This is a genomic window from Hyphomonas sp. UBA3195 (genome assembly GCF_002366485.1).
Lineage (GTDB): Bacteria > Pseudomonadota > Alphaproteobacteria > Caulobacterales > Hyphomonadaceae > Hyphomonas.
Genome location: NZ_DEXB01000025.1, coordinates 105,621 through 107,864, shown reverse-complemented (window position 1 = coordinate 107,864; position 2,244 = coordinate 105,621). Strand labels below are relative to the sequence as shown.

Here is a 2,244-nt window from a genome sequence, read left to right as displayed (position 1 = left end):
GCTGGTCGCGGTGTCAAAGGCCAAAAGGCTCGTTCCGGCGTTGCCGTGAATGGCTTTGAAGGCGGCCAGATGCCGATCTACATGCGTCTGCCAAAGCGCGGCTTTACGGCGCGTAACTCCAAGTCCCATGCCTGGGTGAACCTTGGCCGTCTCGGCAAGGCGATTGCCGCTGGCAAGCTGGATGCCAAGGATGTGACCGAAGAGTCGCTGGTGGCCGCTGGTCTGGTTCGCAATGTGCGCGATGGCGTGCGTCTGCTTGCCAAAGGTGACGCACCAAAGAATCTGAATATCACTGTGACAGGCGCCTCGAAGGCAGCTATTGAAGCTGTTGAGAAGGCTGGCGGTAAAGTCACCGTCACGGGGCCGGCTAAAGAGACTGCTGACGAATAATCGGCGGTTTTTACCGGTAACCCCTTCACAAATACTGTTTCGCCGCCGATTTAGGCGGCGAACGCTTTTTCAGGGAGGTCAAGCGGCCCATGGCGAATGCTGCCGAACAAATGGCTCGGAACATGAATTTCCGGAGCTTTGCAAAAGCCAAGGACCTGCAGAGCCGGATCCTGTTTACTCTCGGGATTTTGATCCTCTACCGGCTCGGGACGTTCATCCCGCTGCCGGGACTCGACCCGCAGCAATACGCCCAATTCTTCGAGAGCCAGTCCGATGGCTTGCTTGGCAACATGAACATGTTTGCCGGCGGCGCGGTGGAACGGATGGGTGTGTTCGCCCTGAACGTGATGCCTTACATCACGGCCTCGATCATCATCCAGATGCTGACCGCGACCTCTCCAACGCTTGAGAAGTTGAAGAAGGAAGGCGAGTCCGGCCGCAAGCAGATCAACCAGTATACGCGTTACCTCACACTGGGATTCGCGCTGGTCCAGTCCTTTGCAATTGCTGGCGGCCTTGCCGCTGTGCGCATTGAGGGCATCTCGTCCTGGTTCTTCATCCTAACCGGCGTTGTGACGCTGACCGGCGGCACGATGCTGCTGATGTGGATGGGTGAGCAGATCACGGCGCGCGGCATCGGCAACGGTATCTCGCTGATCATCTTCGCGGGCATTATCGCTGAAATGCCAAAGGCGATCTTCAACCTGATCTCGCAGGCGCGCACGACCTCTGTGAACGTGGCGTTTGTGGTGGCGATTGCGGCCATGGTGATCGCGCTGGTTGTCTTCATCGTCTTCATGGAGCGCTCGCAAAGGCGGCTGCTGATCCAGTATCCGAAGCGACAGCAGGCCCACGGTGTTGCCCAGGGCCAGAAGAGCTTCCTGCCGCTCAAGATCAACACGTCTGGTGTTATCCCGCCAATCTTCGCCTCTGCGCTGCTGATGCTGCCGCTGACGGCGGTGGGCTTCCTGGGTGGCAATCCGGCCGATGCCGAAGCCTCCGGCGCTGTGAGTGGCGTTCTGGGCTGGCTGGCGACGCATTTCGCGCCGGGCTCGTGGACCTACATCACGTCTTACGGGGCGATGGTGATCTTCTTTGCCTTCTTCTACACCTCCATCATGTTCAATCCGGAAGAGACGGCGGACAATCTGCGCAAGTATGGCGGATTTATTCCCGGTATCCGTCCTGGCTCGAACACGGCGGCCTATATCGACTATGTTTTGACCCGACTGACGACCATTGGGGCCCTGTACCTGATGTTCGTCTGTATCCTTCCCGAACTGCTGCGGCGATATTTCCCAGAGATACCTTTCTATATTGGCGGTACTTCTCTTCTGATCGTTGTATCTGTTACGATGGATACAGTGACACAGATTCAGTCGCATTTGATCGCGCACCAGTATGAGGGCATGATCAAGAAGTCGAAACTCGGGGGTCGTAAGAGATGAACCTAATTCTGTTCGGGCCGCCAGCGGCCGGAAAAGGCACGCAGGCGAAACGCCTGGTCGAAGAGCGGGGGTTCGTTCAACTCTCTACCGGTGACATGCTGCGCGCGGCGCGCGCGTCTGGCTCCGAGCTCGGCGAAAGAGTTGCCCAGATCATGGATGAAGGCAGCCTCGTTTCCGACGAGATCGTCATCGCCCTGATCGACGAGCAATTGGAAGTTCAGGCCGGCGCGCCGGGATTCATCTTTGATGGTTTCCCACGCACAGTCGGTCAGGCCGAAGCGCTGGATCGTCTACTCGAATCCCGCGGTGAAGCCGTCAATCGCGTGATCCGCATCCTTGTCGATGATGACAAGCTGCTGTCACGTGTCACCAAGCGGTTCGAAGAACAGGGCCGCAAGGATGACAA

At 57.9% G+C, this 2,244-nt stretch carries 3 protein-coding genes; all 3 read left to right on the top strand.

Going from position 1 to position 2,244, the window contains the following annotated elements; genetic code table 11:
- The coding region (gene rplO / locus B2344_RS08480; RefSeq protein ID WP_290485006.1) for a 50S ribosomal protein L15 at positions 1–390 on the top strand (390 nt) is incomplete at its 5' end.
- A gap of 89 nt (positions 391–479) precedes the next feature.
- Complete coding sequence (gene secY, locus B2344_RS08475; protein ID WP_206992495.1) at positions 480–1,838, top strand: preprotein translocase subunit SecY; 1,359 nt, start codon at positions 480–482, stop codon at positions 1,836–1,838.
- On the top strand, positions 1,835–2,244 hold a 410-nt coding region (locus B2344_RS08470; RefSeq protein WP_290480670.1), incomplete at its 3' end, for an adenylate kinase. The genes secY and B2344_RS08470, both read left to right, overlap by 4 nt.